Consider the following 6098-nt stretch of genomic DNA (forward strand, 5'->3'; position numbering starts at 1 on the left):
TTAAGGGGGGCAATGGTGGCTATAAGTACGGGTGGCAGAAAGATGCTAAGCTCTACAAAGAAATGGATGCCGAATTTTCCACGGATACAATCACAGACTTGGGCAATAAACTTCCGTTTGGCATATACAGCTTAACGGTTGCCGATAACCAAAACTGCTCGGTATCTCAGAGTGTTCCTTTGGCTGAGTACCACAACCCTTCGGTTACAGGCACTGATGTTATACCTGTTGCCTGCTACGGTGAGCGCAATGGCGAGGTGAAAGTTTTGTCGCTGGCGGGAACAACGCCCATGCGGAAATGCTATATCAAGGGTTTCGACTTTGCTTACTCCGATTCCATTACCGATTTGAGCAACAGTTTTGCTAATCTGAAACTGGGAAAGTATCAGATTTTTGCTTCCGATACGCTTGGCTGTTTGTCAAATAACCCCTATGATATTGCTGTTAATCAGCCAGCTGCACCAATTTCGTTGGTAATCGACAACGTTTTTAATGTTATCGGCAAGGGAACTCCATCGGGCAGCATACAAAGCACCGCTTTTGGCGGCAATGCAGGGTTGAAAGAGATTAAGCTTTTTAATTCACAGGCTACCTGTATCGACAGCTCATTTCGACCGAGTGAAATCCCGTTTGCTCTCGGCTCCTTGCGCGCCGGTAAGTATGCAATCCATGTAGAAGATGTTAAGGGGTGCTCGTTCCAAACAGACTCCTTATGGGTAAAAGAGCCGAATGCAGCCCTCCGCTTTACTGTAACCAATAAGCAGGATGCTCGCTGTAAGTCGCAGGTTGGCTCCTTCACCGTGCAAGCCTCAGGAGGTTGGGGTGGCTATCGCTACAAGCGGGATTTATATGGCGCGTTCTACAAGCGGAATACCTTTAATAATCTGTATGCCGGTAGTTATAAAATTACGGTGCAGGATAGCCTGGGTGCCACATTCAGCGATTCTGTTCTAGTTACCGAACCCAAAGACAACCTCCTCTCATGGGTTTCCGAATCATTATTGCCTACCTGCTCCAATAATGGTGAGTTGAAGATTGGTATTATGGGTGGGACTACCCCTTACACCCTCTTTAGCGAAGCAATAAAGGATTCGCTAGTTGTGCCCCTAGCGCAAACGGTTAGCCTTAATGGCTTAGCCGCCGGTAGCCATGCCATGCGCATTACCGATGGAAACGGCTGCTTATTTGACCTTGAGGCTACGCTCTCCGATACATCAATGATGAGGGTTTCCCTTGCAATTGTATATACTGATAATACATCGGGTGGAGCCATACAGGCATCTGTAAGAGGAGGCGTTCAGCCATTCACATATCAATGGAAAAAACGGTTTGGTGCTAGTCTGCCTGATAATTCAGCCTTGTTAAGCAATCAGCCTTCAGGCCATTATTCGATAAGGGTAACTGGAAATGAGGGATGTTCGAAAGATACAAGCATATACTTGCCGGGAGTGAGCGATGCTCGTTTCGCTATTGCCAAGTTGGGTAATGAAACATCGCTTTTGGCGCAGAATGGATTCTGTAAGTTAACCTCTAAGTTTAAGGCATGGAAGTCTTTTGATCTTATTTCCCCTGCAAATGAAAGGTTAGAGTTTAATCCAAGCGATTCAACCACCCTATTCTACTGCAAGGGCGATACCGTTTCGCTTCAAAACCTTGCGGGTGGCAGCTATTTTATTTCGGGAATAACTGCGGGCGATACAACGGTATATGCCAACTTTACGATTGAACCTTACCGACCTTTCCTATTCCGAAGTATAAACGTTGTAAATGTCGACACCATTGGAGGGGCAACGGGCGAAGTAGTTGTTGTGGTAACTGGTGGCGGCGGTGGTAATATATTTGAATGGTCACGGGTTTCGGGAAGCGGTAGCGGAGTTCCAGCATCGCAGAATTATCCCGAAAGCAGCACCTTACGCAGCCTTACCGCCGGCAAATACCGGGTTTTGGTAACCGACCGCTACGGCAATACCATTGTCGATACCGCAACGGTTGAAGCGCCATCTGCTTCCCTGTCCATTAGTATTGCTGAACAAAATAACGAAAGTTGTAAAACGTATAAGGATGCCAATGTAACCCTTAAGGCCGAAGGCGGTTGGGGCGATTACCAGTTTAGACATGATAATACTGCCCACTACGTCAACGGCAACTTCTTCGATACGCTCAATGTGCGAAAGCACTACTTCTACCTCACCGATAAGATGGGGGTTGTCGATAGCGTGGCCATAGAAATCGCAGAGCCCGATTACCTTACCTCGGCTATAGCCTTGGTTGATAGCGTAAACTGCAAGGGTGCGGCTGATGGACGTGTTGAGTTTACAGTAAATGGCGGCACGGCTCCTTATCGCTTTGCATATATTGATGCACCGGCCGGTTGGAAGCCGGGCACCGTTGCTACGGGTATTGCTGCGGGGGAGTATCACTATCTTTTTACCGATGCCAATAGCTGTGTTGGACAAGATACCGTTCTAGCGGTTATGCACGAACCCGATTCGCTGCTTTTCAAGAGTATTGATATTACGCATACTACCTGCAATACCGATAATGGTAAAGTAAAAGTATCGCTGCAGGGTGGAACAAGACCCTATACCTATGCTTGGCGTAACTTCAGCAATGATCTTGTGGGAACGGATAGCACCGCAACGGCACTCATGCGAAATGGACTATATACGCTTGATGTTTACGACTACCATAATTGCTATCAGCATACCGAGAAGCGCATAAAACCATCGACCAATCCCGCAGTTACCGATGTGGATACTACGGCGGTGCTATGCTTTGGCGGGAATACCGGCACGGCCTTTATCACCGGAGTTAAGCCCGGCGACCCTTTTGCTCCATATAGCTTTGTGTGGTCCAATGCCGATACAGGCAGAGTGGCCAACGGATATAGCCAGGGCGTACACTCGGTTACCATTTCGGATACAAACAAATGCTCTTCTGTTAAATATTTCGAAGTAACGCAGCCCGACTCGTTAAGGATTGTCATTGCCGATAGTAAGGATGCTCACTGTTTTGGGTATAACGATGCCTTCTTAAAGGCCGAAGGCCATGGCGGGGTGGGCAACTACGCCTACCAGTGGTCCACGGGCGAAACAACCGCGCTTATTAGCAACCTGTATAAGGGCGCCTATAGCTTGACGCTGTCCGATGCCAATAAGTGTGTTACCAACGAGTCGTTTACCATCAATGAGCCCGAGAAGCTGGAGGTGGATCTGGGCGATGATATTAAGCTGTGCCCCGGAAATAAGTACACCCTCGATGGGCAGGAGTTTACCACCTACAAGTGGTTTACCACGCAGGCTACTATTTCCAATGAGCGTTTTGTAGCGGTTGGCGATCCAAACGACTACTACCTCGAGGTAACCAATAGCATTGGCTGTTTTGCTTGGGATACCATTAATCTATCCATTGGCAACGACGCGCTAAAGGCCGATTTCCTCCTATCATCGCAGGCAACCCTGGGCGATACGCTTAGAATTTTTGAGCTGTCGAATATGGCGCTCGATAGCCTCAAGTGGAATTACAACGACCGGGTTTTTGCCATGGTAAACAGTATGACCGATCCTGACTATCTCCTGTTCCTGAAAACATTACAATCGGGTATTCATAATATCGATCTCACCGCTTTCTCGGGAGGATGCATCTCCGTGTCTACCAAACAAGTGGAGATTATTGCCGATAATGATACCCTTCCCGGTGATGGTAACCTTGGCTATAAGGAACCATTGATAAAATCGTTCACGGTAAGCCCTAATCCCACCGACGGCAATTTTTATGCAACGGTGCAGCTTCGGGAGCCTGCCGACATCAACCTTGTAATGTTCGCTATTGTTTCCAGCGCTAAGATTGATGAGCGAACCGAACACAGTATGCAGGATTACTCCGTCGGCTATAACTTGTCGGGGTTGAATTCCGGCTTCTATTTGCTGATACTGAAGGCAGGAAATGAACGAAAACAGGTGAAGATAATTATCCAACGATAGGCCTATCTGCAATGTTGGATAGCCTGAGTTTATTTGGTATTAGAAATTTGTCGTTATAAAAAAGAACATGCGTAAAGCCTTATTCATACTTTCTTTCATCGTTTTTGCCGTTAGCGGGGCATTTGCTCAAAGCAGCTACCCCATATATGTTGCCCCAACGCTTACCGCTCCCTACTCGCTAAAGCTTAGCGACTACTGTAAGTTTGGATCGCAGCAGCTTATGGTAAATATTGTTGTAAACGATTTGAATGTATCGAATTTGCCGGTTAAGCTGCACATTAAGTTCGAAACGGTTGGGATAACCATCGAGACGCCGCCAACCATAAACACCACCCCAATTTATCTGGATGGTGGAGCTGCTTCCCTTCTTTTTGGCGACGATCTTAAGGATTACTTCAATATTGATAACCTTATCTTTAAAGGGTATAGCAAGGAAGCCTACCGGCGCACCGGACAGCTACCCGAAGGTTTCTACAAGATTACCGTGGAAGTTCTCCATTTCCAAACCAACAGGTTGATCTCAAATGCCGGAACTGTTACCGCTTGGATTGCGGTTGGTAAGCCTCCTGTTTTGAAATTGCCCGAAAATGGTAAGGAGATGGGTGAGTTTAAGGGTATGCCTATAGTTTTTTCGTGGTATGCCAGCAAGCTCGGAAATCCTATGTCGGCTGCCGGTGTTCAGTATAAATTTGAGATGTGGGAGATGCGCATCGATGGCATTAGCCCTTACACCATCGCAGCTTCGGTTCCTGTTTTTTATGAGGAAACCACCACAAATACAATGGCTACTGTGTTTCCAGCCTCCTTGCTTATGGAGCCCGGAATGAAGTATGCATGGCGCGTTACGGCTACCGATGTAAGCGGAATGGTTCCCTTTGAGCAGGATGGGCATAGCGAAATACGGGTGTTCACCTACAAGTCGAAGTGCAATCCGATTACAAACCTTAAGGCCGCTACCCATGGACGGAATGGCTCTTTTAGCTGGGAGCCGGGTAAAAATCATTCGTCCTACAATGTGGAGCTGAAAAAGCCCGCTACCGGTTGGCTCTCGGCCAGCGAAACCTTCGATAGTAAAGCCGAATTCTTCGACCTCGATTTTGCTACCACCTACGAAATGCGCGTGCAGGCGGTGTGCGATAACGACCCCGAATCCGTTAGCGATTTCTCCGAATGGCAAAAGCTGGAAATCCCGGCCCAACGCACAAAGCCCGATTCGACCTCTTGCCCTACCTGTGGCTGTGGCGATAATATGGATGGTGGAACCATTGAGAACCTTGAAGTGCGGCGCGACCTAAAGCCGGGCGATACCCTCTCCAACCGTTTTGGGACTACCCGTTTTATTGTTAAGTCGGTGGAATCGCAGGGCGATGGTGTCTACAAAGGCCATTTTCTCTTCTGGGCCGAGCTGTGGAAGCTCAAGTTTGTTTGCGAGTATTGGGATCTATCAGTAAATACCGATAACGTAATCCTGAACATGGATTACCAAAGCGTGTATAATCCTCAGTTCTTGGTCGATGTGGACGCCACCGCCGCCTACCTCGACAGTCTTGCCGGGGCAATCAACGAACTTACAGTATCCACCACCATTAAGGATACCGTAAAAGTAACCGAAACCATTACCTCCATTTACGTTAATGCGGGCGATTCCGTTATTGCCGTAACCATTGGTGCCGATGGCACGGTGCACGAGGTGGTTATTAATAATGATGCCGGTGATCTTGGGCAAACCCTTATAACCGGGCCGAATGGTGAGGAGTTTGTGGTTACCCGCGATGGCGATGTTATGGGCGTGGATGAGTATAAGCACACCGGGGGCAACGACCGTAAAATGGATGACTACAATAAGGATAAGGAGACCCATCTTTCTGCCACCCAAGTAGCTTTCACTGCATCGCCAAACCAGAAGTATGGGTTCGATGGCTACTCCGACGAAAAGCAGGCGCTGAAAGGCAGCTATCCCGCCCTGCAGAATGGTTATATACCTACATACAAAAGCATTGCCAGTTTTGCCCCCGATAAGGTGGAGGCCAGCAATACCGAAGCCGGTATATCGTTCCGCGACGAGATGGGCATTCCAGCCATAAAAACCGGAACCGACCTTACCATAAGGGGTGG

2 protein-coding genes are annotated in these 6098 nt (G+C 48.0%); both read left to right on the forward strand.

Annotated features, from left to right (window positions below; all coding sequences use genetic code 11):
* Nucleotides 1-3983: T9SS type A sorting domain-containing protein (locus tag BLS65_RS17000; RefSeq protein ID WP_125869936.1), on the forward strand; the 3983-nt coding region annotated here is incomplete at its 5' end.
* 67 nt (nucleotides 3984-4050) lie between these two features.
* Nucleotides 4051-6098, forward strand: a 2048-nt coding sequence (locus tag BLS65_RS17005) for a hypothetical protein (protein WP_139180982.1), incomplete at its 3' end; no start/stop codon positions are given.

Source organism: Williamwhitmania taraxaci (assembly GCF_900096565.1).
Classification (GTDB): Bacteria; Bacteroidota; Bacteroidia; order Bacteroidales; family Williamwhitmaniaceae; genus Williamwhitmania; species Williamwhitmania taraxaci.